Here is a 25,434-nt window from a genome sequence, read left to right on the forward strand (position 1 = left end):
CCCGGGAAGGCCGCGCCGGTGCCCGCGCTCAGTAGCGGAACGCGCGGATGATCTTCTGCGTGGTGGTGTTGCCGCTGCTGTCGGCGGCGCCGGCCCGCAGCGACACATAGCCCCTGCCCCGGGGCCGTGCGAGCAGCGCGACGCCCTGCTCACCGACCCGGAGCACCGGCACCGGACGCCAGGTGGCGCCGTCGTCGAACGAGACGTCCACGCTGAGCTTCGTCGTGTGCGCCTTGGCGGCACCGACCTGACGCTCGAGCGTGACCGGGATGCTCAGCAGCGGACCGGCCGCCGCCTGCCCGGTGACGTCCACCCGCGGCGTGTAGCGGATCGCGGTCATCGGCAGCTTCACCAGCTGCCCGTCCGGGACGTGCCCGGACCTGAACGTCCACTCCCCGGTGACCCGGGTCGACAGCGTGAACGCCGGGTCGCTGCGGAAATCGGCGACGATCTTGTAGGTGCCGGTCGCCGCCGGGACGTCGAACGCCTGGGGTGTCTGGTCGTCCTCGCCCACCTTGACGCCGTTGCGGTAGACGGTCAGGCCGGCCGAGCCCTCACGGGTGAAGCGGAACCCGGCGTGCCCCGCGTTGTCACCGAACAGCGGTCCCGGCCCGTTCAGCACATCACCGGCGTAACGGGTGGCGTGCTGCTGGGCGAAGTCCGGCTCCGGGAAGGCCGGCCCGATGACCGGATTCGCCCACTTCTCGGTGTACGCCTTCCCGGCCTGGTACGACCTCCATGCCGACTGGTAGTACGTGTACCCGCTCTGCGCGGACGCCATCTGCCACTCGGCCTGCTTGTCGTGCGTGTAGTACTCGGTGACCGTGGCCGGCACGTCGTAGCTGTAGTTGGGCATCGTGCCGTGGCCCTCGGTGTTGCGGTAGACCGCCGAGTTGCCGGGCGCGCGGGCCACGGCGTTACGGCTGACCTGGACGCCGGCCACATCAGCGCCGACGCTCGCGTGCACGGTCGCGAAGTCCTTCGCCTTCAGGTCCTTGGCAAGGCCCGCCATCTGCGTGCCCTGTTCGTAGAAGTAGGCCCGGTAGACGTACGCGACGTTCGAGCTCTCGCCGGGTGGCCCGAACATGCCGCTGACGTACGAGTTGAAGCCCGGTGTGCGCCCGGTGCCGATCTGCCCGGTCCAGATGTAGCTGAGCGGGATGTTGGTCAGGTTCGCGTACGGGTCGTTGCTGCCCCAGATCTCCGGCTCCCTGGTCCGGATGGTCCACCCGGACTCCTGGTAGAGCGGCGCGGCCTCCTTCTTCGGCAGCGACAACCTGACCTGCTTCGCCGCCCGCGCGTCCACGCTCAGGGTGCGGTCGCGATCCATGACCACGGTCGGGGCGACCAGCGACACGACCCGGTACTCGTCGTTCACCACGGTCTCGACGTAGGTCTGCACGACGTAGTGGCCGACCGGCAGGCCTACCGTCGTCGACGCCTCGTTGGCGAATACCTGCGAGGTGCCGCGGTCGAGGTCGACGAGCAGCGTGACCCAGTTCTGGTCCGCCGTGGGCGCCCTGCCGTCCTGGCCGATCGCCTCGAGCGTCAACGCGTGACGTTCGACGTCCAGCGCGAACGGGGTCTCGACGCGTGCGGTCCCGCCGGTCGCGACGAGCTGCCCGGTGTACGCGGTGGCGCCCAGCGCGGCGCTGTCCGCGGTGACCGTGACCTTGGCGGTGCCGCCCGCGGGGATCGTCACGGACGCGGGGCTGACCGTGAACGCTCCCGCCGGTGCGGCCTCGCGCGGGTGCACGGCGACCGCGAGGGTCAGCGCGGCAGGGCCACTGTTCGCGTACGTGACGGTGTTCCGGGTCGTGCCGCGTTGCAGCGCGAGGCTCACCGGCTCGGCCGTCACCTGCTGGCCGATGCCGCGGGCGACGTCGACGAGCCCGGCGCCCTGGTCGTAGGAGCCCGCGTCCGGGTCCGGGTTCGCCGCGGCCATCAGGGTCGCCTTGATCGTCGCCGGCGCCCAGTCCGGGTGCTGCTGGGTCAGGATCGCGGCGGCACCCGCCACGTGCGGGGTCGCCATCGACGTGCCGTTCAGCGCCGTGTACCGCGGGTTCGTACCGGTGGGCGGAAACTCGGAGTCCGCGCTGAGCGCGGCGACAATGCCGACACCCGGCGCGGTGACGTCCGGCTTCAACCCGTAGTCGCCGACCCGGGGGCCACGGCTCGAGAAGGATGCCATCGCACCGGTCTTGTCGACCGCGCCGACCGTCAGCGCGTCCGGCGAGCTCCCCGGGGAGTCGACCGTCGCCGCGGCGTCACCGTCGTTGCCCGCGGCGACGACGAACAGCACGCCGTAGCGGGTGGTGAGGTCGTGGACGGCGGCCTCGATCGGGTCGGTCGCCGGGGTGTCCGGGCCGCCCAGGCTGATGTTGGCGACCTTGACGCCCTGCTCGGCGGCCCAGGTCATGCCCGCGATGATGGCCGAGTCGGAACAGCCTTCCGCCACGCAGACCTTCGCGCTGTAGATGCTCGCGCCGGGGGCCACGCCCTTGTAGCGCCCCTCCGACGCGGCTCCGGTGCCGGCGATCGTGGACGCCACGTGCGTACCGTGCCCGACGTAGTCGCGGGTGTCGCCGTCCGTGGTGAAGTCCTGCGCGGCGGCCACTTGGCCGGTGAGGTCCGGGTGGGTGGTGTCGACGCCGGTGTCGATCACGCCGACCCTGACGCCGGCGCCGGTCAGGCCCGCCGACCAGGCGGCGGGGGCACCGATCATCGGGACGCTGACGTCCAGCGACGGCTTGCGCAGCCCGTCGAGCCAGATCTCGTCCATACCCGGCGCGCTTGACTTGCGTGCCGCGGTGAAGCTTGTCCAGAGGGCGGTGCCGGGTTCCTGCTCGACGGCGACCGCGTTGACGGCCGGCAGGTCGCGGGTGACCCGGGCACCGGTGACGGTCCGGCGGGCGGTGCTGCTCTGCGCGTACCGGATGATCAGGGGTAGGTCTCTGCCGTTGTCGTAGCCGAAGCCGATCAGCGTGGAGATGTCGAAGAGGCGCTCGTCGAGGCGCTCGTCGCGTAGCAGCGGCACCGCGTCGGCCGGGACCACCCGGACGCTCCTGCCCGCACTGCTGGTGTAGAACGGCATACGCTCGCGGCCGGGGCCGGGCGAGACGTCGACGGTGGTCTGTCCCGCGACGGTCCCGACGTGCACCGTGTCACCCGTGATCAAGGTGACGACGTGGACGGCGGTGGTGTCCGGGGGTGCGATTGCTGTTTCCTGGGCCGTGGCGGGAGTGGTGACGGCTATGGCAGTCACTCCGGCGAGCAGCGTGATGACCAGAAGGGGTACCGGTCGCATCGAACTCCTTGGGCGCGAGGGTTGCGTCCGCAACACAGACTCCGCGCCGATGTTCGCGTTCAGGCCAGTGATCCACTTCACTCCAGCCCGGATGCTGCATCATGTCCGCGTGATGCTTGCTGATCCCTCCGTGGCACCGCTGGTCGATGCCTACCGCACCTGTGAATTCGCCACCCTCGCCAAGGACGGCACGCCCGTGCCCTGGCCGACGTCGGGGCTGCCGCGCACCGACGGGACCTTTCTGCTGACGACCTCCATCGCCTTCCCGCAGAAGGCCTTCAACGTACGCCGGGACGCCCGGGTCGCCCTGCTCTTCTCCGAGCCCACCGGCAGCGGCCTCGACAACCCGCCGCACATCCTCGTCAAGGGCACCGCCACCTGCGCTGACGTGGTGCACACCGAGCCGTCCGGGGATCTGGGCGAGTTGTGGAAGCGGCTCCTGGTCCGGCAGCCGCACTCGCGGGGATACCTGTCGTTCCCGGCGCGCCGGATCGCCGACTGGTACTTCATGCGGCTGCTGATCGACGTGCAGCCGACGTCGGTGGAGGTGCTCGACGCTCCCACGGGTTCTTCGACGGTGTCAGAGTCCACTGTGGCGGGAAGCGGGCTGCTCTCGGCGTACCCCAATGCTGTGGTTTCGGGTCGTGATGCCGCTGGTGCGCCCGTGCTGCGCCGGACCGCCGCGGCCGACCACCCGGGAGGCTTTGCTGTCTCCCTGCCCGCGGAGGCAGGCTTCGAGCCCGGGCCCGGTGCCCTGCTGGTGCATCGGCACGACGAGAAGCTGAACAAGATGCACCACGCGCTGGTCAAGGGCACGCTGGGCCGTGACGGGGACACGTGGGTACTCGCGCCGTCGGGCGTGATCGAGCCGGCGGGGCGCGGGCCGCGTGACACGCTGACCACTCTGCGCCGCTGCCGGGCCACCACTGGGCGCTATCTCGCGAAACGGGGACTGGCCCGGCCTTCCGTGCCGTGGGCGGCGTATCGGGACTTGATCAACTAAGAGACGGATCTCACAGCCTGTGAGCGCTCGGGTAGCGCAGATTTGGACACCTCATCCCAAACTGCGCTTCCCGGGACGTACGCAGGCCGCTTCCGGGCGCCGAAAAGTTCCTTCCAAGGCTTTATGACCGATCTCTGGGGCGAACGGGAAGGCACAGGATCTTGGGCTAGCATTCCGCCGCTGCATGACTTTCTTGATCTATGCAATCTTCAGAGGGTCGGCGCCCGTCTTAATAGTGAGGGTCCACCGGCCGAAAGGACTGTTGTGACAAAGAAAGCGCGAGCGAGGCGTAACCGCTCCCCCGTGTGGACACGCTGGCTGATCGGCGCCGGTGTCTTCCTGGTGGTGGCCAGCGGCGGCTCACTCGTCGCCACCAACGTCGTGCTGAAGTCCGCCACGGGCGCGGTCGCGCAGCAGAACCTGCTCGGCAACGCGGTGACCACCACCGAACGCAAGCACGCCGACGTCAAGGGCGCCAAGAACATCCTGCTCGTCGGTCTCGACACCCGGCCCAGCTGGAAGAACAAGGAACCGAGCCGCTCCGACTCGATCATCCTGCTGCACCTGCCGGAGGACCACTCCCAGCCGTACCTCATCTCGCTGCCCCGCGACAGCTACGTGGACATCCCCGCGTACGACAACGGCGCGCAGAGCTACCCCGGCGGCAAGAACAAAATCAACTCGGCGTTCGCGTTCGGCAGCCGCGGCCTCGACGGCGCCAAGGCCGAGTCCCACGGCTTCGAGCTGCTCGCCCTCACCATCAAGAAGCTCACCGGCATCACCCCCGACGCGGGCGCCATCATCGACTTCACCGGCTTCAAGGACGTCGTCAACGTCCTCGGCAAGGTCTGCATGTACGTCGACGAGGACGTCACCTCCATCCACGTCGGCTACACCGCGAGCGGCAAGCAGGCCGTCCCGTACAAGACCGACTCCGCGGGCCTCAACCCCCGCAAGGTCCCCGGCGTCACCGCCAACTTCTACAAAAAAGGCGACCACTGCTTCACGCCCACCGAGGCCCTCGACTACGCCCGCCAGCGTGACCTGCTCGCCCTCAAGGACTCCGACTACGGCCGGCAGCGCCATCAGCAGCAGCTCCTCAAGGCCATCATGAAGCAGGCCGTGAAGGACGGGTTCAACTCCCCCACCAAGCTGCCCAAGCTCATCACCGCCATCGGCAAGACGATGACGGTCGACAGCGGCGGCATCTCGCTCGAGGACTGGGCGTTCGCCATGCGCAACACCAAGCCCGATGACATCGTCACCATCAAGACCAACAACGGCAAGTTCAACAGCGAGTCCGTGTCCGGCATCGGCAGCGTCGAGATCCTCAGCGATACGACCATGGAGCTGTTGCAGGCCGTGAAGAAGGATCAGGTGTCGGCGTTCCTGCAGGAGAACCCCACGTGGATCGCTGACAGCTGAGGTTGCCTGCTTGCGGGGGACGCGGCGGAGCGGGAGGCCGCGCTCGACAGCTTCTACGGCGTGGTGCACCACCAGGGCGACGTGTACCGCAGTACCACGGCGAGCCTGCCGTTCCTGTTCGAGTTCGCCGTCGATCCCGGCACCCCCGGGCGGGCCGGGATCATCGGGCTGCTCGTCAGCATCGGTCGTGAGGCGGTCGCCCGGGCGGAACCCGGGGATGGCGAGGAGTTCGGGCCGCTCAATTACGCGGGCGCGGCGGCGGTGGTGCGGGCGCGGGCCGAGGTGTTCGGCGGCTTCGTGGCGGAGGCCGATCCGGAGGTGCGCCGGGCCGGGATTCCGGCACTGGCATTGTTTTTCGATGACGGGGAGCGGGCGGCGGTGATGCCGCGGCGGATGCCACCACTCGGCTCGCTGCGGTTGTTCACCGTTTCCGGGTTGCCCCCGAGGACGGGGTGGTTCCGGTCGTGCTGGGGCTGCTGCGGGAGATGGCGGAGGCCTCGGAGTCGCCCTCTTTCCGGCAGGCGTCTCCCGGTCGGGTCACTGCGGCGGGTGGCGGGGCACCGCCGCAGATCGTGGCTGCTTTTGCGGAACTCGCCCGGCACAATCAGGTGCACGCACCGGCGACGAGGCTGCTGAAGACCCTCCACCACGGCGTGGGGAGCGTCCGACCCTGAGCTCAGGCGGGCTTATCAGGAGGCGGTACGAGCGCTGGCCCACTTCGGCGACAGTCGCGCCGTGCCGATTCTCCTGGCCGCACTTGACGACAACGTGGATGCCTGGCGCGCGATCGGTGCCGCGGGAACCCTGGGGCAGGCGGCGGCCGAGCTCGTCCCGCGCCTCTGCGACCACCTACGCCGGGTCGATCTCGCTCAGCAGTGGTCTCGGATGAGCGCGCAGGCGTTACTGTCCGCGCTGTCCGGCCTTGGCGACGCTGCGGCGGTGCCGTGCATCGCCGACGTACTCGCGGCGGCAGTGCGGCTCGAGCAGAACGACGTCGCGCGGGCGGCGTTGAAGACGCTGACCGCGTTCGGGCTCGCGGCTGCCCCCGCTCTCGCCACGATCCGGTTGCTGACCGGGTCCGGCGACAGTCAGGTGCGGGCAGCCGCCGTCGTCGCGCTCCAGTCCGCCGGAGGCCCGGCGGAAACGCTCGCGCGGGAACTGCTGGCCGGAGACCTGTGGTTCCAGCTCACCGCCGCCGCCGACGTGCTCGGTGCCATCGGCACACCGGCTGCGGCGGCCCTGCCTCGCCTGCGGGAATTGCTCACCCACAGCTACGACTGGGTACGGCTCCACTGCGCGGCAGCTCTCTGGGATATCGACAGGTCCCCCGTTGTGCTGGACGTCCTGCTGCAGGCCTGGGAGAAGAATCCCGCAGCGACCCCCTTCGTCGTCGGGTGTCTGGGCAGGATGGGAGATGCCGCGGGACCGGCCCTGCCGATGCTGCGCGCGGAGCTGGGCCGCCCGCGCCGCGACGACTTCGCGAGCATCCACGCGGACGAGGAGCTGCTGCGGGTCATCCGCGAGATCGTCTGAGAGTCACGGGTAGCGGCGCAGGGCGAGGACGGCGTTGTGGCCGCCGAAGCCGTACGAGTTGCTGAGGGCGATGTTTCCCCTGGCCGGGAGGGGCTGCGGCTTTTCTGTGACCAGGTTGAGGGTGCCGTCCTGGTCGGTGCAGCCGACCGTGGGCGGGATGAGGCCGTGGTGCAGGGTGAGTGCCGTGATCACGGCTTCGACGCCGCCCGCGCCGCCCTGGAGGTGGCCGATGGCTCCCTTCGGGGCGGTGACCGGGATCTTCGGGCCGAAGAGGGCGAGCAGGGCGCGGGTTTCCGCGGCGTCACCGGCGACGGTTGCGGTGGCGTGGGCGTTGATGTGGGCGACGTCGGCGGGTACGGCGCCCGCGTCCACGAGGGCTTTCGTCAGCGCTGCCGTGATGCCGGTGGCGTCGGGGCGGGGTGCCACGACGTGGTGGGCGTCGGCGGAGAGGCCCCAGCCGGCGGCTTCACAGTAGATGCGGGCGCCGCGGGCGAGGGCGTGGTCGAGGGATTCGAGGATGAGCAGGCCGGCGCCTTCGCCGAGGACGAAGCCGTCGCGGGTGCGGTCGAAGGGGCGGGAGCCGGTGGCGGACAGGGCTCGCATCGCGGCGAAGGACGCGAGGACCGTGGGGTTGATGATGGCCTCGGTGCCGCCGGCTATCGCGATGTCGGTGTGACCGTGACGGATGCGGTCCAGGGCCTGGCCGATGGCTTCGGTGCCGGAGGCGCAGGCCGAGACGACCGTCCGAGCCTCGCCCCGGACGCCCAGGTCCATGGCGATGTGGGCGGAGGCGGCGCTGGGGATCGCCTTGGGGGCGGTGCGGGGTGCCAGGGGGCGGCCGGTGCGGCCGTGCACGATGCGGTCGGCGGTGAGCAGGACCTCGATGCCGCCCATGACGGTGCCGAGGGTGACCCCGGCGCGGGCCGGGTCGAGGACGCCGTCGTGCAGGTCGCGCGGGCCGAATCCGGCGTCGGCCCAGGCTTCGCGGGCGGCGGTGACGGCGAACTGGGCGGAGCGGTTCAGCGTGCGGGCCTGGACGTGCGGGAGCGGTGGGGTGGGGGCCGGGGCGGCGACGTACCCGTCATCGCGGGCCCGGACCCCGCACTCGCCGGACAGCAGGCCCCGCCACAACGAGGCGGTGTCGGGGCCCAGCGGCGTGACCGCCCCGCACCCCGTCACCACCACTCTGCGCAAGATCCTCGGCACTCACCAACCATATTGGAGCGTCAGCGGCGCGGGGAGATCTCTCCGGTCACGGGAAGTGTCGGAACGTCGACCGGGATGGTGGACGGGTAGATGAGGCCGGTGCCGGTGTTGAGCACGACCACCCGGTCGCCGGCGTCGATGAAGCCGGTGGCGCGCAGGTCACGGGCCGCCGCGAAACACGCCGCGCCTTCGGGGCAGACGAACGTGCCCTCGTCCGCGGCGAGGCGGCGCTGTTCGAGGAGGAGGTCGTCGTCGCTGACCGCGATCGCCGTGCCGCCCGTCTCGCGGACCGCGCGCAGCACGAGGAAGTCGCCCAGCGCCTTGGGGACGGTGATGCCGAACGCGACCGTGTGCGCGTCCGGGAACGGCTCGCTCACGTCCGCGCCGGCGGCGAAGGCGTCCACGATCGGCGCGCAGCCCTCGGCCTGGACGGCGACGAGGCGGGGCAGGCGCGGGCCGATCCAGCCCAGCTCCTGCATCTCCAGCAGTGCCTTCCAGATGCCGATCAGCCCGACGCCGCCGCCGGTCGGGTAGAGGATGACGTCGGGGACCTGCCAGCCGAGCTGCTCGGCGATCTCGTAGCCCATCGTCTTCTTGCCCTCGAGACGGTACGGCTCCTTGAGCGTCGACACCTCCTGGTAGCCGCCGCGAGAGCGGACCGCCGCGTTGATGATCTTGCCCGCGTCACCGATCAGGCCGTCCACGAGGTAGAGCTCCGCGCCCGCGGCGACACACTCCGTGCGGGTGATGGCGGGGGCCGCGACCGGCATCGCGATCAGGCTCTCCAGGCCGGCCCGGGCCGCGTAGACCGCCCAGGCCGCGCCCGCGTTGCCGTTGGTGGGCATCGCGACGCCCCTGACTCCGAGCTCGGCCGCGCGGGACACCCCGACTGCGGCGCCGCGCGCCTTGAAACTGCCGGTCGGGATCAGGCCCTCATCCTTCATCAGCAGATGGGGTACGCCGATCCGCGCGCCGTACCGCGGCATCGGCAGCAGCGGCGTCATCCCCTCGCCGAGCGTCACGACCGATGCGGGGTCCCGGACCGGCAGCATCTCGTGATAGCGCCACAGGTTCGCGGGACGTGACGCGAGTGCCTCCCGGGTCAGCGTGCGCGCGGCCAGCTCGGTGTCGTAGCGGGCGAGCAGCGGCACCCCCGCGTCGCTGACACCCTGCACGGTGTCGGCTTCGTACTTCTCCCCGGTGCGGGAGCATTCGAGGTGGGTCAGGGCCGAGAAGGTCATGACCACGGACTTTAACTGCGGGCTTTATCTGGGGGACAACGCCCGTAACGCCTCGGCCGCGACGGCGCCGTCGAGCGGGCGGTAGAAGTGGTAGCCCTGGCCGTACCCGCAGCCCATGTCCGCCAGGACCCGCGCCTGCTCGGCGGTCTCGATGCCCTCGGCGACCACGCTCATCCGGAATGCCATGCCCAGCCGGACGATGGCCTCGGCGACCGTGCGGGCCTCCGGGTCGTCGGCGATGCCGGTGACGAACGAGCGGTCGATCTTGAGGATGTTCACCGGGAGCCGGCGCAGGTAGCTCAGCGCGGAGTAGCCGGTGCCGAAGTCGTCGACGGCGATGCTGATGCCGAGGTCGCGCAGCTCCTCGAGCCGGGCGACGGTCTGCGCGTCCGGTTCCAGCACGACACCCTCGGTCAGCTCCAGGATCAGTTTGCCCGCGGCGAAGCCCGTCTCGTCGAGGATGCCGCGGATGATGTCGACCAGGCCCGGCTGGACGACCTGCTTCGGGGAGAGGTTGACGCTGAGCCGTACGCGGTCCGCGCCGGGAATCGTGGCATGCCAGCCCGCGACCTGGCGGCAGGCGTCCCGCAGCACCCACTCCCCGAGCGGGACGACCGCACCGGTCTCCTCGGCGAAGTCGATGAACTCGCCGGGCATGAGCAGTCCGCGTTCCGGGTGGTTCCACCGCACCAGCGCCTCGACGGCCTTGACGGAACCGTCGGTGAGCGAGACCGCGGGCTGGAAGTGCACGACCATCTCCCCGGCGGCGACCGCGCGGCGCAGCTCGGTGTCGCGGGCGCGCGGGTCGAGCTCCGGCGTGTAGACCTGGTAGCGGGCGCGGCCGGAGCGCTTGGCGGCGTACATCGCGGTGTCGGCGTGCTGCAGCAGCACCTCCGCGTCGGCGGCGTCGGGCCCCCGCAGGGCCACGCCGATGCTGGCCTCGACGCCGAGCACGTGCTCACCGAAGATGACCGGGGTGCGCAGGGCGTCGACGAGTCGCTGGGCGATCCGCTCGGCGACCGCCGCGTCGGGCAGGTTCTGCAGGATGACGGCGAACTCGTCGCCACCGAGGCGGCCGGCGGTATCCCCGGCACGGATGACCGAGCGCAGGGCCGCGGCGACGGCGCAGAGCACGGCGTCGCCGGCCTCGTGGCCGTACGCGTCGTTGATGGGCTTGAACCGGTCGAGGTCGATGAGCAGCACGGCGGCGTGCTTGCCCTCGCGGACGGGCTGGGCGGTCAGCTGCGCGAGGCGCTCGGTGACCAGGGTGCGGTTGGCCAGGCCGGTCAGGCCGTCGGTGACGGCGAGTTCGCGGTTCTCGCGCAGGGCGTACATCTGGCGGGCGACGACCAGCGAGGTGAGCAGGATCGCGCCGATGATCATGCCGCCGAGGGGGAAGAGGCCGAGCTTCCCGGCGAGCGTTCCGAGCAGGGCGTAGGCGAGCGCGATGGCGCCGTACGGCAGCCAGTTGGTGCCGGTGCGCCGCGCATGGGTGGCGGCGGGGTCCTGGACAGCCTCGCGGTAGCGGCGGTGGGCGGCCAGCACGAGCAGGTAGGCGCAGGTGAACCACATCAGGTCGGACCACATGCCGCTGACGAAACCGTCGTGCAGCTGGATGTACGCGTACGACGTGTCCCCGACGACGAGCGTCGCCACGGCGACGGCCAGCAGGCGTACCGAGGTGTCGGCTCCCGTGGAGCGCCGCAGCAGGAGCACGGCCAGCGCGAGCACCAGCACCAGGTCGCCGATCGGGATACCGGCGGAGAAGAAGAGTGCGGAGGCGGGGATTCCGCGCTGCTCCAGGATCGGGCTCAGCACCAGGTACCAGAGCATCATGAAGGCGCTGGCCCCGACGATCAGGGAGTCCAGCGCGTGCTTGACCCGGTCCGCCCGGCCGCGGCTGGCGCCCGGCAGCAGCAGGAGCCCCGGCAGCATGATCGGGACGAACGCGAAGAACAGGTAGTCGGCGACGGCCGGGTACGCGTCGCGGTGCAGCACGGCGTCCTCGATGAGCCACGAGGTCTGGCCGGCGAGCTTGCAGGCGAACGCGGCGGCGATGAACCGCCAGGCACGCCGGGTCCGCGGGTCGAGGCCCGGCAGTCGCACGATGCGGACGGCGAGCAGGGTGGCGAGGACCGCGAGCGGCACGTAGCTGGCGTCGATGACGAAGGAGCGCAGGTCCTGGCCGCCCCAGTCGCCGACGTAGAACACGAGGAAGCCGGCGTACAGCGCCCCGGAACCGGCCACGGCCGCGCGGACCAGCCTGTTTTGCGTCACGCCCTGACATCGGCCGCGGCGCAGGGCGTCTGAGGATATGGAACCGCTGGTCGCGGCCCCTGACAGCGCTGCCATACCGCGGACATCGGTGGACAACAGGGATTACCTGATCACGTGCACACAGCTATCGTATCGATAATCCTCAATTTGAGGCGCACCCCGTCCTAGGGAGTACGAAGCATGTCATCACGAGTGACACGTGCCCTGCGCGCCGCACTGATCGGCTCCACCCTCGCCCTGGCCACGACGTTCACGGGAGTCACCGCCCCGGCGATCGCGGCCGCGGCCAACCCCTACGAGCGTGGCCCCGCCCCGACCGTGGCCAGCATCGAGGCCGCCACCGGCTCGTTCGCGACCGCCAAGGTCACCGTCGCCCGCTCGGCCGTCAGCGGCTTCGGCGGCGGCACGATCTACTACCCGACCAGCACGACCGCCGGCACGTTCGGGGCGGTCGCCATCTCCCCCGGCTTCACCGCCTCCCAGTCCGCCGTCGCCTGGCTCGGGCCGCGGCTGGCCTCGCAGGGCTTCGTGATCTTCACGATCGACACCAGCAGCACGCTCGACTCGCCCGACAGCCGCGGCACCCAGCTGCTCGCGGCGCTCGACTACCTGACCGGCAGCAGCTCGGTGCGCACCCGCATCGACGCGACCCGCCTCGGCGTCATGGGCCACTCGATGGGCGGCGGCGGCAGCCTCGCGGCCACCCGGACCCGGCCGGCGCTGCAGGCCTCCATCCCGATGACGCCCTACCACACCACCAAGTCGTGGACCACGGTCCAGACCCCGACGCTGATCATCGGCGCCGAGAGCGACACGGTGGCCCCGGTGGCCTCGCACGCCGAGCCGTTCTACACCAGCCTCCCGAGCACCCTGGACAAGGCGTACCTCGAGCTGAACAACGCGTCGCACTCGGCGCCCACGTCGACGAACGTCACGGTGGCCAAGTACAGCATCTCCTGGCTCAAGCGCTTCATCGACAACGACACCCGCTACGACCAGTTCCTCTGCCCCAACCCCTCCGGCACGGCGATCCAGGAGTGGCGCTCCACCTGTAACTACTCCTGACGGCTTCCGTCGCGACGGGTGCGGGCCGCGCAACTACCGGCCCGCACCCGGACCGGACCGGACCCGTACCGCAGAGCACCGACGCTGACCCCATGAGCAGAATCGACGCGCTGGCGCTGCCCCGGCGGCTCGCCGCCTGGCAGTGGCTGCTGGCCGCCGGCCCCGTCGCCATCGGGTTGTACTACCTGCTGGTCACGGTCGAGCCGGGCTGGGGCTTCGCCGGGGTCGTCGTGGTGGCCAGCGCCAACGGCAGCGTGGTCGCCGCGTCGCTGTTCGCGGCGCGCCGCCACCGGCAGGCCCGGTCCGCGCTGCTGTTCATCGCCGCCGGTGCCGCCGCCAACGTGACCGCCGACCTGATCTTCTACTTCATGGCGCTCGTCGGTGGCGAGGTCGGCTACCCCAGCATCGCGGACATCGGCTACGTCGCGGCCTACCCGCTGACCGCCGTCGGCCTCGTGCTCATCGTGCGCCGCCGCACCCCCGGCTGGGACCTCGCCAGCGTCGTCGACGCGGCGATCGTCGCGGTCGGGGCCGGCTTCCTCGTGTACGCCCTTGTCATCGCCCCCATGGTCGCCGTCGGCCCGGACAACTACACCAAGCTGGTGTCGGTGTCGTACCCGATCGGCGACCTGATGCTCGTCGCCGTCGGGGCGCGGCTGCTGCTCGGCGCGGGACCCCGCACCGTGTCGCTGGGCGCGCTCGGTTCCTACCTGGTGCTGCTGCTGATCGCCGACACCGTCTACAGCGTGGAGAGTTTCAACGGGTCCTACGGCCCGGGCGGTCTCGCGGACGCGCTGTGGATGCTCTCCTCCTACATCCTCGCCGCCGGCGTGCTGCACCCCTCGGTCCAGGTCATGGTCGCGCCGTCGTCGACCGCCACCCCGGACGCCACCCCCGGCCGGCTCGCGGTGCTCGCCGTCGCCGCCCTGGTCGCCCCGACCACGATGCTCGTGCTGCACATGCACGGCGGGCGCATCCCCGTCGCGGCCGGCATGATCGCCTGCGACCTGCTGTTCCTGCTGGTGCTCGCCCGGATGGCGGGACTGGTCCAGGCCCAGCGGCACGCGGCCATCACCGACGGGCTGACCGGCCTGCGCAGCCGCCGCTACCTGACCCAGGCCCTGCACACCGAGACGGCCCGCTCGGCCCGCTCCGGCGTCCCGGTCGCGATGCTGCTCCTCGACATCGACCACTTCAAGACCGTCAACGACACGTACGGCCACCACGGCGGCGACCTCGTCCTCGTGGAGATCGCCGAGCGGCTACGGCACCTCGTGCGACCGGGCGACCTGGTGGCCCGCTACGGCGGCGAGGAGTTCGCCGTCGTCCTGCCCGGCGCCGACCTGTCCGAGGCCCACGCCGTCGGCGAGCGCATCCGCCGGGGCATCGCCGCCACCCCGATGTCGGCCGGCCCCCACCGGATGCACGCCGTCACCGTCTCCATCGGCCTCGCCGGCATCCCGCACCCCTGCGACGACGTCGACGAACTGGTCCTCGCCGCCGACCGTGCCCTCTACGCCGCCAAGCACGCCGGCCGCGACCGGGTGGCCGCCGCCGCCCCGGTCGTGGTCCAGGACTCGGTCCTGCACCCCTGACCCGGGCCGGGAGCGTCGTCCTACAGGGATGCCAGTCGGTGGACGGCCTTGGACAGGGTGCCTTCGACCTGGCCGAGGTGGGTGCGCATGGCGTTCTCGGCCGCGTCCGGGTCGCGGGCGGCGATGGCCTCGACGATCGCGGTGTGTTCGGCGTAGGAGTTCGCGGCCCTGCCGGGCACCAGGATCGTGCGGAACTGGAAGCGCACCAGGTGGGCGCGGAGCCCGGCGATCAGCCGGGCCGCGGTTTCGTGCCGGGCCGCCTCGATGATGGCCGCGTGCAGAGTGGCGTTGCCTTCGGAGTAGCCGAGCAGGTCGCCTTCGGCGAGCCGCTGGCCCATGCCCTCCAGAATCCGGCGCACCTTGGTGATCTCCCGGGCGGTGGCCTTGACCGCCGCCTCGCGTGCGGTGAGGGCTTCGAGAAAAGCCCGTGTCTGCAGAATTTCGACCGCCTCGGCGTCGGTCACCACCCGAACCCGGGCGCCCCGGTTCGGAATGAGCGTCACCAGCCCGTCCTGGCCGAGCCGGATCAGGGCGGTACGCACATTCGCGCGGCTCGCCTGCAGGCTCTCGGCGAGGTCGGCCTCGACGAGACGCTCGTTCGGCATCAGCTGACCACTGAAGATCTGGGAACGTAACCGCTCGAAGGCGTCGTCAGCCGGCGACGTCACGGAAATGCTTCTCCTCCACCAAACGGCACATTGAGTATGCATTGCTTAAGATCTTGCGCATAGCATCGCGTTAGCCCCCGAACCTGTCAACCCGCGGTCGGCCTGCATCAATTTCCATTCCGTGTGCTCACGGCCACACCATCTGCGGGTATCCCCCGCGGAAGACGGGTATCCCCGGCGGAAAATGCGTCATGACAGGCGATCCATACTGCTCTACGCTCTCGGTCGGACGCCGGTCCACAGGGGCTGACGTCAATCGACCAATGTCCCGGACACCAACCCCTGAGGAAGCACATGATTACCATCGAAGGGGTTTCGCAGACGTTCACAAGCCGGTCCGGCCCGGTCCAGGCGATCCGGGACGTCAACCTCCACATCGGAGACGGCGAATTCCTCACCGTCATCGGCCGGTCCGGCTGCGGCAAGTCCACACTGCTCCGGATGATCGGCGGGCTGCTCCGCCCGACGATGGGCGAGATCCGGATCGGCGGCGAACCGGTCCGCTCGCCGCGCCGGGACGTGGCGATGGTCTTTCAGAAGCCCGCCCTGCTGCCGTGGCGCTCGGTCGAGCAGAACATCATGCTCCCGGTGGAGATCCTCCGCCGGCGCAAGTCGGAATACCGGGACCGGGTCGGACAACTACTGGAGATGACCGGCCTGACCGGCTTCCGCCGGCGTCTGCCGCACGAGCTGTCCGGTGGCATGCAGCAGCGGGTCTCGCTCTGCCGGGCGCTCATCCAGAACCCTGAGGTCATGCTGATGGACGAGCCGTTCTCGGCCCTCGACGCCCTGACCCGCGAGGAACTGGCCGTCGAGCTGCAGCGCATCCACATGGAGCTGGGCACCACGATCATCTTCGTGACCCACTCCATCCAGGAAGCGGTCCTGCTGGCCGACCGGGTCGCCGTCCTGAGTTCGCGCCCGGGCGAGCTCCGGCGCCTGGTCGAGATCTCGATCCCGCGCCCGCGCACGTTCGGTCACAACGCGCACATGGACGACGTCGCCAACGTCTCGGCCGAACTGCACACCCTGCTCCTGAACGACCCGGCGCCGCTGCCCGCCTGACCCCGGAACGCGGAGCACTCCTCGAACTCCCCCGCACCCCTCGAACTCCCCCGCACCCGGAGGCCTTCCGCAGCCTCAGCGTCCGCGCGGCCGGCGCACGCAGAAACCGACCCATGCCGCGCGTCCCGGGATGCGTCCACACCAGAGCGTCGCTGTCGAACCGCGCGCTGATCCGTCTTCGCCGTTCCGGCGGAGACCGTGGTCCCGGTTGGACAGAGCAGGCTGGCGCAGGTGAGCTGCGCATCGAGCGGATGCAATATTTCTAACGCCGGAAAGGGTACCTATAAAGCCAAGATCCGTTTAATATCACTCCCGCCCTGGAGTCCCTGCCGCGGCACAGTATTGTCACCAAATTTGCGGCAGAATTGTCAACAATCTTGTTGGGAGAATTGTATGCGCGGATATACCCGTGTGCTCGTTTCCGGTGTGCTGGCCACGGTCCTGATAGGGGTTTCCGCATGCTCCAGCTCCGGCGGCGACAGCACCGCCGCAGCGAATGACAAGCCGCTCGACAAGGTCACGTACCTGACGGCGTTCGGCCCGGCCGGCCGGGATGCCTTCGCGTTCGTGGCCCGGGAAAAGGGCTATTTCAAAGAAGCCGGCCTCGATGTCGACATCCAGCTCGGCAAGGCCAGCGGTGAGAACGTCAAGCAGGTCGTCGCGGGCCAGGCCCAGTTCTCCAACCTCGACCTGGTCGGTGGCTGGATCCTCGAGGGCACGAACCCCGAGTACAAGGACAAGTTCCGGGCGATCGCGGCGGTCCACCAGCAGTCCCTCGTGGCGATCCTCACGCTCGAAGGCTCGGGGATCACCTCACCGAAGGACCTCACCAACAAGAAGATCGGCGCGGCGACCGCCTCGGTCAACCAGTTGCTGTTCCCGGCCTACGCGAAGCTCGCGGGGTTCGACCCGAACAGCGTCAAGTGGGTCAACACCCAGCCCACCCAGGTGGCGTCCCTGCTGGCCTCCGGGCAGGTCGACGCGGTCAGCACCTTCCTGATCGGCAAGGGCGGCATCGAGAAGGCGGCCGGCAAGAAGGTCGTCATCCTGCCGTACAACCAGTACCTGAGTGATCTGTTCGGCAACGGCATCATCGCCTCGAACAAGATCCTCGCCGAGAACCCCGACCTGTGCCGGCGGATGCGTGACGCGCTGCTCAGGGGGCTGCAGTACTCGATCGACCACCCGGACGAGGCCGCCGAGATCCTGCACAAGGCTCAGCCGGCCGCGGCGGTGGCCGCCGCCAAGGGCGAGATCACGTCGATGACCCCGTACGTACCGGCGCCGGCCGGTGCCCCGCTCGGCTCGATGGACGAGAAGCGGGTGGCCAAGGCCCTCGCGATCCTCGAGGCCTCCGGGCTGCTCACGACGACGCTGAAGCCGGAGTCCGTGGTCGACTTCGACCTGACCCCGAAGGCCTGACCCCGAAAGCCTGACTCAAACGCTTGACCCAAGGCCTGACCCAAAGGCTTGACCCAAGGCCTGACCCGAGGGCCTCACCCAGTGGCCGTTCCTGTCCTGTGGCTGTGTGGGCAATCGCCCGCCGGCCACAGCACCCTCCCCCACCTGGAGTTCTGATGACCACACCCACCCACTCGGACGCACCGGCCCCGGCCGGCCCGGCATATTCGTTCAACAACGACGACCGCGCGGCGGCCGACCGGCACCGTTTTCTCGCGGAGATCTTCGACGAGGAGTCCACGGCCCGGATCGCCGGGCTCGGCGACCTCACCGGCAGCCGGTGCCTGGAGCTCGGTGCCGGCGGCGGCAGCGTCGCCCGCTGGATGGTGGACCAGGTCGGACCCACCGGCCGGGTCCTGGCGACGGATCTGAATCCGCGCCACATTCCCACGGACCAGGGTTACGGGGTCCTCACTCACAACCTCGTCACGGAGCCGGTTCCCGAGGGCCCCTGGGACGTCATCCATGCCCGGCTCGTTCTGATGCACATCCCCGAGCGACGCGAGATCCTGCCCCGGCTCGCGGCTGCCCTGGCCCCGGGCGGCGCACTGATCATCGAGGATTTCCACACCGCGCTGACCGACCTGGTCCTCGCCGCTCCCGACCCCGAGTCCAAGGCCCTCTTCAACTCCTTCCAGGCCACCATGATCAAGGAGGTTCTGTCGCCCAGCGGCACGGATCCGACCTGGGGGCCGCAGATCCACGAGGCCATGCTGGACGCCGGCCTGGCCGACGTGGACACGGTCATCACCGCACGTTCCTGGCCGGGCGGCACGGCCGGTGCGCTGCTCTCCGGAGCGAACATCCAGCAGGTCCGCGGCAAGCTGATCGCCCAGGGATTCACCGAGGCCCAGCTGGACAGCCTGCTCCGGCTGATCACCGACCCCCGGTTCGTCGTCCGCGGCAACCTCGTCTACTCCACCGTCGGCCGCCGCCCGGAGGCGGGGGTGTGAGGCCCCTGCTCTCCCGGTTCGGTCCCCCGGCCGTAGGCGCTGTCGTGGCGATCGCGGGCTGGTGGGCAGCAACCGTCGTCTTCGACATTCGTTCCTTCTTCCTGCCCGCGCCACCGGAGATCGTGCACCGGTTCCTGGAGCAGCCGGTGTTCCTGCTGAAGGAGGCGCAGGCGACATTGCTGGGTACGCTCGCGGGGCTCGGCATCGCCATCGTCGCCGCGCTGAGCCTCGCCGTCCTGCTTGCCGCGGTGCCCATCGTCGAGCGCGCCACGCTCCCGCTGCTCGTCGTCCTCAACTCCGTGCCCAAGGTCGCCATCGCTCCACTGCTGATCGTCTGGCTCGGTTACGGCCCCAAGCCGAAGATCTTCCTCGCGGCGCTGATCTGTTTCTTCCCGCTGGTGGTGTCGGCCATGTCCGGGTTTGCCTCGACACCGGCCGACCTCACCGAGCTCTCCCGGTCGCTGCGTGCCTCGTGGTGGCAGACGTACCTCAAGATCCGCATTCCCTGGGCGCTGCCCCAGATCTTCGTCGGGTTCAAGGTCGCGATATCGCTGGCCCCGGTCGGGGCCGTCGTCGCCGAGGTCTACAACCCGGACCACGGACTCGGCGCCGTGGTCGCGCTCTCCTCGACATCGGCCGACACACCACTCGCGTTCGCGGCGATCACCTTGCTCGCCGTGATCAGTGTCGCCCTCTACTACGTGGTCGTTGCCGTGGAACGACTGGTTCTACCCTGGGCACGGGAAATCTCCGGATAGGTCAGCCTTTGATCGCGCCCGCGGTCATGCCGGCCACGATGCGGCGGTTGAAGAACAGGAACATCACCAGCGGTGGCACGGTGATCAGCAGGATGTTCATGAAGAGCAGGTTGTACTCCGAGGTGTACTGGCCGGCGAAGTTGTAGAGGGTCAGCTGGACGGTCGGGTCGCCGGGCAGGAAGTAGAGCGGGTTCACGAAGTCGTTGAACACGGTCACCGACTGAACGACGACGGCGGTGATGATCACCGAGCGAAGCAGCGGGAAGATCACCCGGAAGAACAGGCGTAGCGGTCCGGCGCCGTCGATCACCGCTGCTTCGTCGAGCTCGCGCGGGATCGTGGCGATGAACGCGCGGAAGAGCAGGACGCAGAAGGACAGGCCGAACGCGATCTCGACCAGGATCAGGCCGGGCATCGTGCCGAACGTGCCGGTGCCCTTGAGCACCCAGATCGTCGGGACCACCGCGGGCGGCACGATCAGCCCGGCCAGGACGAGAAAGTTCACGAGGCCACCCCAGCGGCCGGGCCGGCGTTGCAGCACGAAGGCGACCATCGCCGCCAGCACCACCATCCCGGCGACCGACGCCACGGTCAGGACCGTGCTGTTGATGTACGCGATGATCAGCATGTAGTCCCGCGCCTCGACCACGTCGGCGAAGTTGCGCACGAACTGCAGCTGGTGCGGCCACGAGAAGTCGAGCAGCGACGCCTGCGCCCGGTCCTTGCCGGCCATCAGCACGATGAACGCGAACGGCACCAGGAACACCACCGCCGATACGACGATCGCCACGATGCTCAGCACCCAGTTGCGTCTACCGTTCACAGCTCCACCTCTTTGCGGTTGAGGAAGCGGGAGAGCGGCAGCACGATCGCCGTGACGATCACGAACAGGACCACGTTGCCCGCCGTGGACAGGCCCGCGAAGCCCGCCTGGTACTGCTTGTAGATCACCGAGGCGACCACGTCCGAGGTGAAGCCGGGGCCGCCGCGGGTCATCGCCCAGATCAGGTCGAACGAGCGCAGGCCACCGATCAGGGACAGGATCACCACGGTCACGGTGGCCGGCCGGGCGAGCGGCAGCGTGATGTTCCGGAACATGTCCCACGCCGAGGCGCCGTCGGTGCGGGCGGCCTCGAAGTACTCCTGCGGGATCGAGACGATGCCCGCGATGAAGATCAGGGTGGCCAGGCCGACGCCCTTCCAGACGTCGACGAGGGCGACCGACAGCAGCGCGTACGCCGGATCGGTGAGCCAGCCGGGACCGTCCACGCCCACCGTGCCCAGCGCCTGGTTGATCAGCCCGCGTTCCGGGTTCATGAGCACGGTGAAGGTCAGGCCGACCCCGATCGTGCTGACCAGGACCGGGAAGAAGACCACCGAGCGCAGGTAACCGCGGGCGGCGATGCGGCCGGTGAGCAGCACCGCCAGCCCCAGGCCGATGACCACTTTGAGGCCGCTGGTGACGACCCCGTAGATCAGGGTGTTGACGAAGCCCTTCACCAGCGCGGGCTCCTGGAAGAACGTGACGAAATTGTCCAGGCCGATGAAGTGTGACTCGAAGATCGTCCACCGGGTGAGGCTGAAGTAGAACGACGCGAACGTGGGCACCACGAACAGCACGGCGTAGACGAGGGCCGCGGGCAGGTAGAACCAGCGCGGGTACGGGCTCTTCATCCGTTACCAGCCCGCGAGACCGAGCTGCTGGGCCTGCTTCTTGACGTCCTCGTCATAAAGCTTGGCACCGGCGTCCGCCTTCCGGATGCCCGAGCCGACCTCGACGCAGATCTGCTCGAGCGACGGGCCCTTGACCGGGGACAGGAATTCCAGGGCCAGGCTGGACGCGCCCGGGGTGTCGATGTAGGTCTGCATGTCCTTGACCGCCTGCGGCACGTCGGCCGGCAGGGTGCAGCCCTTGACCGCGAACGGGCCGGTGGGCGGGTACGCGTTCGCCTGCGACGTGCACCCCTCGGGGCTCGCGATGAACGCGAGGAACTTCTTCGCGGCGTCGAGCTTCGCACCGGACGTGCTCGCGGGGATGTAGACGGCCGGCGGCGCCCACACGGTGAGCCCGTTCGTGGCGGCGTCGTCGCCCGGGATCGCGTACAGGCCGATGTCCTTGACCTTGTCGGGGTAGGTCGCGGCGAGCTGCGCGATGGTGCTGCTCAGGATCGGGTACTGCGCGCCCGTGCCGGTGGCCAGCTCGCGGACGCCGTCGTCGAGCTTGGCGGAGGCGAAGTCCTTGTTGAGGAAGCCGGCGTCGTGGACCTGCTGCAGCCGCTGGAAGCCCTTCACCGCGGCGGGCGACGTCGCGTACTTCGCCTGGTTCTTCGTGTAGTTCGTGGCGAAGTCCGGCTCGGCCGCCGCGACGTTGTGGAAGTCACCGAGCACGAACAGCTGCGAGGTCCAGGTCTCCTGATAGGTCTGGATGACGGGTGCGACCCCGGCCGCTTTCAGTTTCGTGTTGTTCGCCATGAACTCGGCCCACGTCCTGGGCACCTGCAGGCCGTTCTTCGCGAACACCGCCTTGTTGTAGAGGATCGCCCCGGACATGAAACCGCCGAAGGGTACGCCGTAGAGCTTCCCGTCCGACGTGACGCTGGTCGTGAAGTTGTCGTCGAGCTGCGCCGCGTACGACTGGTCGTCGACGGCGACGAGGTTCTTCGCCGGGGCGATGGCCTGCAGCAGCGACCCGGAGTTGTACTCGAACACGTCGCTCATGTCGCCGGTGGAGAGCCGGGTCTTGATGAGGTTGTCGCCCTCGGTGCCCTGCGGCCGGGTCTCGACCTTGACGGTGATGCCGGGGTTCTTGGCGCTGAAGTCCTTGGCGAGTCCAGCGCCGACCTTGGCGGCGGTCTCGGAGTTGTCGACGAGGAACGACAGGGTGACCCCGTCGCCGTCACCCTCGCTCGAGCCCAGGCTTCCGGCGCTACAGGCGGTCAGGGCAAAGACGGCGGAGAGTACGGCCAGAGGTGTCAAAAAACGTTTCATACGTGAGCTCCTGACAAGGGGGTTCAACGGGGAAGCAGTGCGGCGAGCCGCCGCTGGATGACGTCCGCGCCGGGCATGAAGCCGGAGGCGGTGAGCGCGTCGATCAGCCGGCTCGCGGGTTCGTCGAGGTAGGGCGCTACCCGGTCGGCGGTGGAGGCCTCGCCGTCGGCCGCACCGGTGGCGACCGCCGCCTCGACCACGCGCTGCCACAGCGGCTCGTCGTCGAGGACGTCACGGACGGTGGATCCGGGGGTGAGCGGGGCGGGTTCCGGCACCGGGTCGGCGGTCTGCCAGGTGTGGGTGCCGTGCCCGACCTCGTGGACGTCGCCGCCGGGCAGGTGCACGGTCGCGGTCGCGCCGACCGGGACCTCCACCCGCAGGTCGAAGCGGCCGCCCGCCCGCTGCCACGAGACGGAGGCCTTACCGTACGGAGTCAGGTGACTCGCCGCCGCCGACGTCAGCGCCGTGCCGGGCAGCGGGCGTACCTCGATCCTGCGGTAGCCCGGCGCCGCCGGGGCCAGCCCGGCCACCCTGCGGTGCAGCCAGTCCGCGACCGCGCCGAGGGCGTAGTGGTTGAACGAGGTCATCTCGCCGGGGTTGATCGACCCATCGGGCAGCATGCTGTCCCAGCGTTCCCACACCGTCGTCGCGCCCATCGTGACCGGGTACAGCCAGGACGGGCAGCCGGTCTGCACCAGCAGCCGGTACGCGACCCCGGCCTCCCCGGCGTTCGCGAGCGCGTCGGCCATCAACGGGGTGCCCACGAACCCGGTCGCGATCCGGAAACCGCCGGCACGGACGAGGTCCGCGAGCCGCCTGCCCGCGTTTTCCCGCTGTTCCGCGGTGGGCAGGAGAGCCCATTCGAGGGCCAGGGCGTACCCGGTGGGCGCGTCGCCGAGCACCCGCCCGCCGGGGGTGACGAATTCGGTGGCGAACGCGGCCCGCACCTTGGCGGCCAGCGCGGCGTACCGCTCGACTGCGGCATCCTCCCCCAGCGTCCGGGCAGCGTCCGCCACCAGGTCGGCGGACCTCGCCAGGTATGCGGTGGCCACGACGTCCGGGCCGGTCCGCGCCCGGAACGGGTCCTCGGGCGGGGCCGCGGGGTCGAGCCAGTCGCCGAACTGGAACCCGCCCGCCCACAGCCCGTCCGCGCGGGCCAGGCCGGCCTCCCGGTCCACCCAGGCGCGCATCGACGGGAACTGCCGCGCGAGCAGGTCACGGTCGCCGGTGCGCTCGTGCACGACCCACGGCACGACGGTGGCGGCGTCGCCCCACGCCGCGGCGGCCGGTCCCGCGTCGCGCAGCACGTCCGGGATCACGAACGGCACCGAGCCGTCCTTCTGCTGCTCCGCGGCGAGATCGGCGAGCCACGAGGTGAGAAAGCCCGCGCTGTCGAACAGGAAACTCGCCGTCGGCGCGAAGACCTGGATGTCGCCGGTCCAGCCGAGCCGTTCGTCGCGCTGCGGGCAGTCGGTGGGTACGTCGACGAAGTTGCCGCGCATGCCCCGGATAACGTTGTCGTGGAAACGGTTGAGCAGCTCGTGCGAGGACTCGAACCAGCCGGTGCGGCGCAGATCGGAGCTGATCACGACCGCCTCGACGTCCTCGGCTCGCAGGCCAGGAACTCCGGCGATCTCGGCGTACCTGAAGCCGTGGAACGTGAACCACGGCTCCAGGACCTGCTCCTCCGGGCCTTGGAGCACCCAGCTGTCAGTGGCTTTCGCCGTGCGCAGCGGGCGGACGCCGAGCTCGCCGTTCTCGAGGACCTCCGCGTGCCGGATCGTCACCTCCCGGCCCGCTTCGCCGCCCCGGACCCGCAGCCGGACCCAGCCGACGATGTTCTGCCCGAAGTCGACGACGGACCCCTCGATACCCGTCGCGGGGATGGTCTCGACGATGCGTACGGGCGGGCCGTCGGGCGCGACCAGGCGGGTGAGGTCCGCGTCGATCTCGCGCACGGTGCCGGGAAATTCCGCCGGGATCGCGGGCAGGCGCAGGTCGGTGCGCTGGCCGTCGTAGAGGTCGTCCTCGATCACGTTGCCCGGGCCGGACCGCCAGTCCCCGTTCGTCGCCAGGACGTGGCGCGTGCCGTCCTCGGTGGTGGCCTCGAGCTGGGCCAGCAGGGCGAGCTCGTCGCCGTAGATCGCGCGCCGGCCCTGGAAGCCGAGGCGTCCGCGGTACCAGCCGTTGCCGAGCTGGACGTCCAGGGTGTTCTCGCCCTCGACCAGCAGGTCCGTCACGTCGAACGTCTGGTGGCGCAGGCGGTGCTGATAGCTGGTCCATCCCGGTGCCAGCTCGTGGTCTCCGACGCGTTTTCCGTTGAGGTAGGCGCGGTAGAGGCCGTGGGCGGTGATGTGCAGGCGTGCCTTCGCTATGGCGGGGAGGCCCATTTCTCCCCTCAATACCGACATTTTCCCTTCCGGCGTGATCATTCGCGCGCGCCAGTCGCCCTGCAGCCCGGCCTCCGCCACGCCCGGCTCGCTCCACGGACTCCACTCGTCGTCGCCGCGGACCCTCGCGCGGACGGATACCTGCTCGCGCGCCTGCAGGGGTGTGGCGGGCCAGGGAACCAGGACCTGATCGGCGCTCTCCCGCTGGAAGACCTCGGGTGCGGCGCCGTCGCGGGTCACTTCGATCTCGTAAGCCCGCTGCGCCCATCCTTCGCCGGCATCGGTGACCACCCAGGACAGTCGCGGGGCGGGGGCGCCGAGCCCCAGCACGGGGCCGGGTCCGTCGTGATGATCGAAGCGTGGCGCCGAAACACGGGTCATCTGCTCTCCCCGGGGGATCATGAATCGTTTCACCCGCAGCGAGCTCGATGTCGACTGCATTAACGACCTGTTGCGGGGGCAGGTCAATAGTGGGGCCGGTCACAGGCTCCCGATAGCC

At 70.0% G+C, this 25,434-nt stretch carries 19 protein-coding genes and 1 pseudogene; 11 read left to right on the forward strand and 9 right to left on the reverse strand.

The window, feature by feature from the left end; genetic code table 11:
• Window positions 1-28: 28 nt before the first annotated feature.
• Entirely contained in the window at window positions 29-3,307 is a 3,279-nt protein-coding gene (locus tag Ahu01nite_RS31660) for a S8 family serine peptidase (RefSeq protein ID WP_203840348.1), read from the reverse strand.
• 109 nt (window positions 3,308-3,416) lie between these two features.
• On the opposite strand from Ahu01nite_RS31660, the gene Ahu01nite_RS31665 reads away from it, so the two are divergent.
• From Ahu01nite_RS31665 to Ahu01nite_RS31680, 5 genes and pseudogenes are all read left to right on the forward strand, one after another.
• Window positions 3,417-4,310, forward strand: a complete 894-nt coding sequence (locus Ahu01nite_RS31665) for a pyridoxamine 5'-phosphate oxidase family protein (RefSeq protein WP_203840349.1) — start codon at window positions 3,417-3,419, stop codon at window positions 4,308-4,310.
• 303 nt (window positions 4,311-4,613) lie between these two features.
• Window positions 4,614-5,735: an LCP family protein gene (locus Ahu01nite_RS31670; protein WP_239159291.1), complete on the forward strand. Its 1,122-nt coding sequence runs from the start codon at window positions 4,614-4,616 to the stop codon at window positions 5,733-5,735.
• Window positions 5,736-5,795: 60 nt separating this feature from the next.
• A complete protein-coding gene (locus tag Ahu01nite_RS31675) occupies window positions 5,796-6,371 on the forward strand; it encodes a hypothetical protein (protein WP_203840351.1) in 576 nt (191 codons plus the stop codon).
• Window positions 6,372-6,437: 66 nt separating this feature from the next.
• Window positions 6,438-6,491: pseudogene (locus tag Ahu01nite_RS51890) on the forward strand (hypothetical protein); the annotation flags it as partial.
• A 129-nt stretch (window positions 6,492-6,620) separates the two neighbouring features.
• Complete coding sequence (locus Ahu01nite_RS31680; protein ID WP_344572252.1) at window positions 6,621-7,268, forward strand: HEAT repeat domain-containing protein; 648 nt, start codon at window positions 6,621-6,623, stop codon at window positions 7,266-7,268.
• Window positions 7,269-7,271: 3 nt separating this feature from the next.
• Here the strand turns inward: Ahu01nite_RS31680 and Ahu01nite_RS31685 are convergent, their stop codons facing one another.
• From Ahu01nite_RS31685 to Ahu01nite_RS31695, 3 genes are read right to left on the reverse strand one after another with little or no spacing between them, the layout of a single operon-like run.
• The gene (locus Ahu01nite_RS31685) at window positions 7,272-8,474 is read right to left on the reverse strand and encodes a beta-ketoacyl-[acyl-carrier-protein] synthase family protein (protein ID WP_203840353.1); all 1,203 of its coding nucleotides are present in this window, start codon (window positions 8,472-8,474) and stop codon (window positions 7,272-7,274) included.
• 20 nt (window positions 8,475-8,494) lie between these two features.
• Window positions 8,495-9,715 carry a threonine synthase gene (locus Ahu01nite_RS31690; RefSeq protein ID WP_203840354.1) on the reverse strand — a complete coding sequence of 407 codons (1,221 nt, stop codon included), beginning with the start codon at window positions 9,713-9,715 and terminating at the stop codon, window positions 8,495-8,497.
• 24 nt (window positions 9,716-9,739) lie between these two features.
• On the reverse strand, window positions 9,740-11,992 hold the full coding sequence (locus tag Ahu01nite_RS31695; protein WP_239159292.1) for a putative bifunctional diguanylate cyclase/phosphodiesterase: 2,253 nt from the start codon (window positions 11,990-11,992) through the stop codon (window positions 9,740-9,742).
• Between the two features lie 180 nt (window positions 11,993-12,172).
• Here Ahu01nite_RS31695 and Ahu01nite_RS31700 point away from each other — a divergent pair, with 180 nt between their 5' ends.
• Both Ahu01nite_RS31700 and Ahu01nite_RS31705 read left to right on the forward strand, forming a co-directional pair.
• Entirely contained in the window at window positions 12,173-13,057 is an 885-nt protein-coding gene (locus Ahu01nite_RS31700; protein ID WP_203840356.1) for a poly(ethylene terephthalate) hydrolase family protein, read from the forward strand.
• A gap of 92 nt (window positions 13,058-13,149) precedes the next feature.
• Window positions 13,150-14,652 (forward strand): GGDEF domain-containing protein, encoded by a 1,503-nt coding sequence (locus Ahu01nite_RS31705; RefSeq protein WP_203840357.1) that lies wholly within the window; start codon window positions 13,150-13,152, stop codon window positions 14,650-14,652.
• 20 nt (window positions 14,653-14,672) lie between these two features.
• On the opposite strand, the gene Ahu01nite_RS31710 is transcribed toward Ahu01nite_RS31705, so the two are convergent.
• Window positions 14,673-15,320, reverse strand: a complete 648-nt coding sequence (locus Ahu01nite_RS31710; RefSeq protein WP_239159293.1) for a GntR family transcriptional regulator — start codon at window positions 15,318-15,320, stop codon at window positions 14,673-14,675.
• A 294-nt stretch (window positions 15,321-15,614) separates the two neighbouring features.
• Between Ahu01nite_RS31710 and Ahu01nite_RS31715 the strand changes: the two genes are divergently transcribed.
• The 4 genes from Ahu01nite_RS31715 (at window position 15,615) to Ahu01nite_RS31730 (ending at window position 19,557) form a co-directional block, all read left to right on the forward strand.
• Entirely contained in the window at window positions 15,615-16,385 is a 771-nt protein-coding gene (locus Ahu01nite_RS31715) for an ABC transporter ATP-binding protein (protein WP_203840359.1), read from the forward strand.
• 393 nt (window positions 16,386-16,778) lie between these two features.
• A complete protein-coding gene (locus tag Ahu01nite_RS31720; protein ID WP_203840360.1) occupies window positions 16,779-17,807 on the forward strand; it encodes an ABC transporter substrate-binding protein in 1,029 nt (342 codons plus the stop codon).
• 155 nt (window positions 17,808-17,962) lie between these two features.
• Window positions 17,963-18,799, forward strand: coding sequence for a class I SAM-dependent methyltransferase (locus Ahu01nite_RS31725; RefSeq protein WP_203840361.1), 837 nt, complete (start codon window positions 17,963-17,965; stop codon window positions 18,797-18,799).
• Complete coding sequence (locus Ahu01nite_RS31730; protein ID WP_239159294.1) at window positions 18,796-19,557, forward strand: ABC transporter permease; 762 nt, start codon at window positions 18,796-18,798, stop codon at window positions 19,555-19,557. Before Ahu01nite_RS31725 ends, Ahu01nite_RS31730 begins: the two co-directional genes overlap by 4 nt.
• A 1-nt stretch (window position 19,558) precedes the next feature.
• On the opposite strand, the gene Ahu01nite_RS31735 is transcribed toward Ahu01nite_RS31730, so the two are convergent.
• The 4 genes from Ahu01nite_RS31735 to Ahu01nite_RS31750 are packed head-to-tail and all read right to left on the reverse strand — an operon-like array spanning window position 19,559 to window position 25,316.
• Window positions 19,559-20,380, reverse strand: a complete 822-nt coding sequence (locus Ahu01nite_RS31735) for a carbohydrate ABC transporter permease (protein ID WP_239159295.1) — start codon at window positions 20,378-20,380, stop codon at window positions 19,559-19,561.
• Entirely contained in the window at window positions 20,377-21,231 is an 855-nt protein-coding gene (locus tag Ahu01nite_RS31740) for a carbohydrate ABC transporter permease (RefSeq protein WP_203840362.1), read from the reverse strand. The genes Ahu01nite_RS31735 and Ahu01nite_RS31740 overlap by 4 nt, the downstream gene beginning before the upstream one ends.
• A gap of 3 nt (window positions 21,232-21,234) precedes the next feature.
• A complete protein-coding gene (locus Ahu01nite_RS31745; protein WP_203840363.1) occupies window positions 21,235-22,545 on the reverse strand; it encodes an ABC transporter substrate-binding protein in 1,311 nt (436 codons plus the stop codon).
• Between the two features lie 23 nt (window positions 22,546-22,568).
• Window positions 22,569-25,316: a glycoside hydrolase family 78 protein gene (locus Ahu01nite_RS31750; protein WP_203840364.1), complete on the reverse strand. Its 2,748-nt coding sequence runs from the start codon at window positions 25,314-25,316 to the stop codon at window positions 22,569-22,571.
• Window positions 25,317-25,434: the final 118 nt, after the last annotated feature.

This window comes from Winogradskya humida (assembly GCF_016862215.1).
GTDB lineage: Bacteria > Actinomycetota > Actinomycetes > Mycobacteriales > Micromonosporaceae > Actinoplanes > Actinoplanes humidus.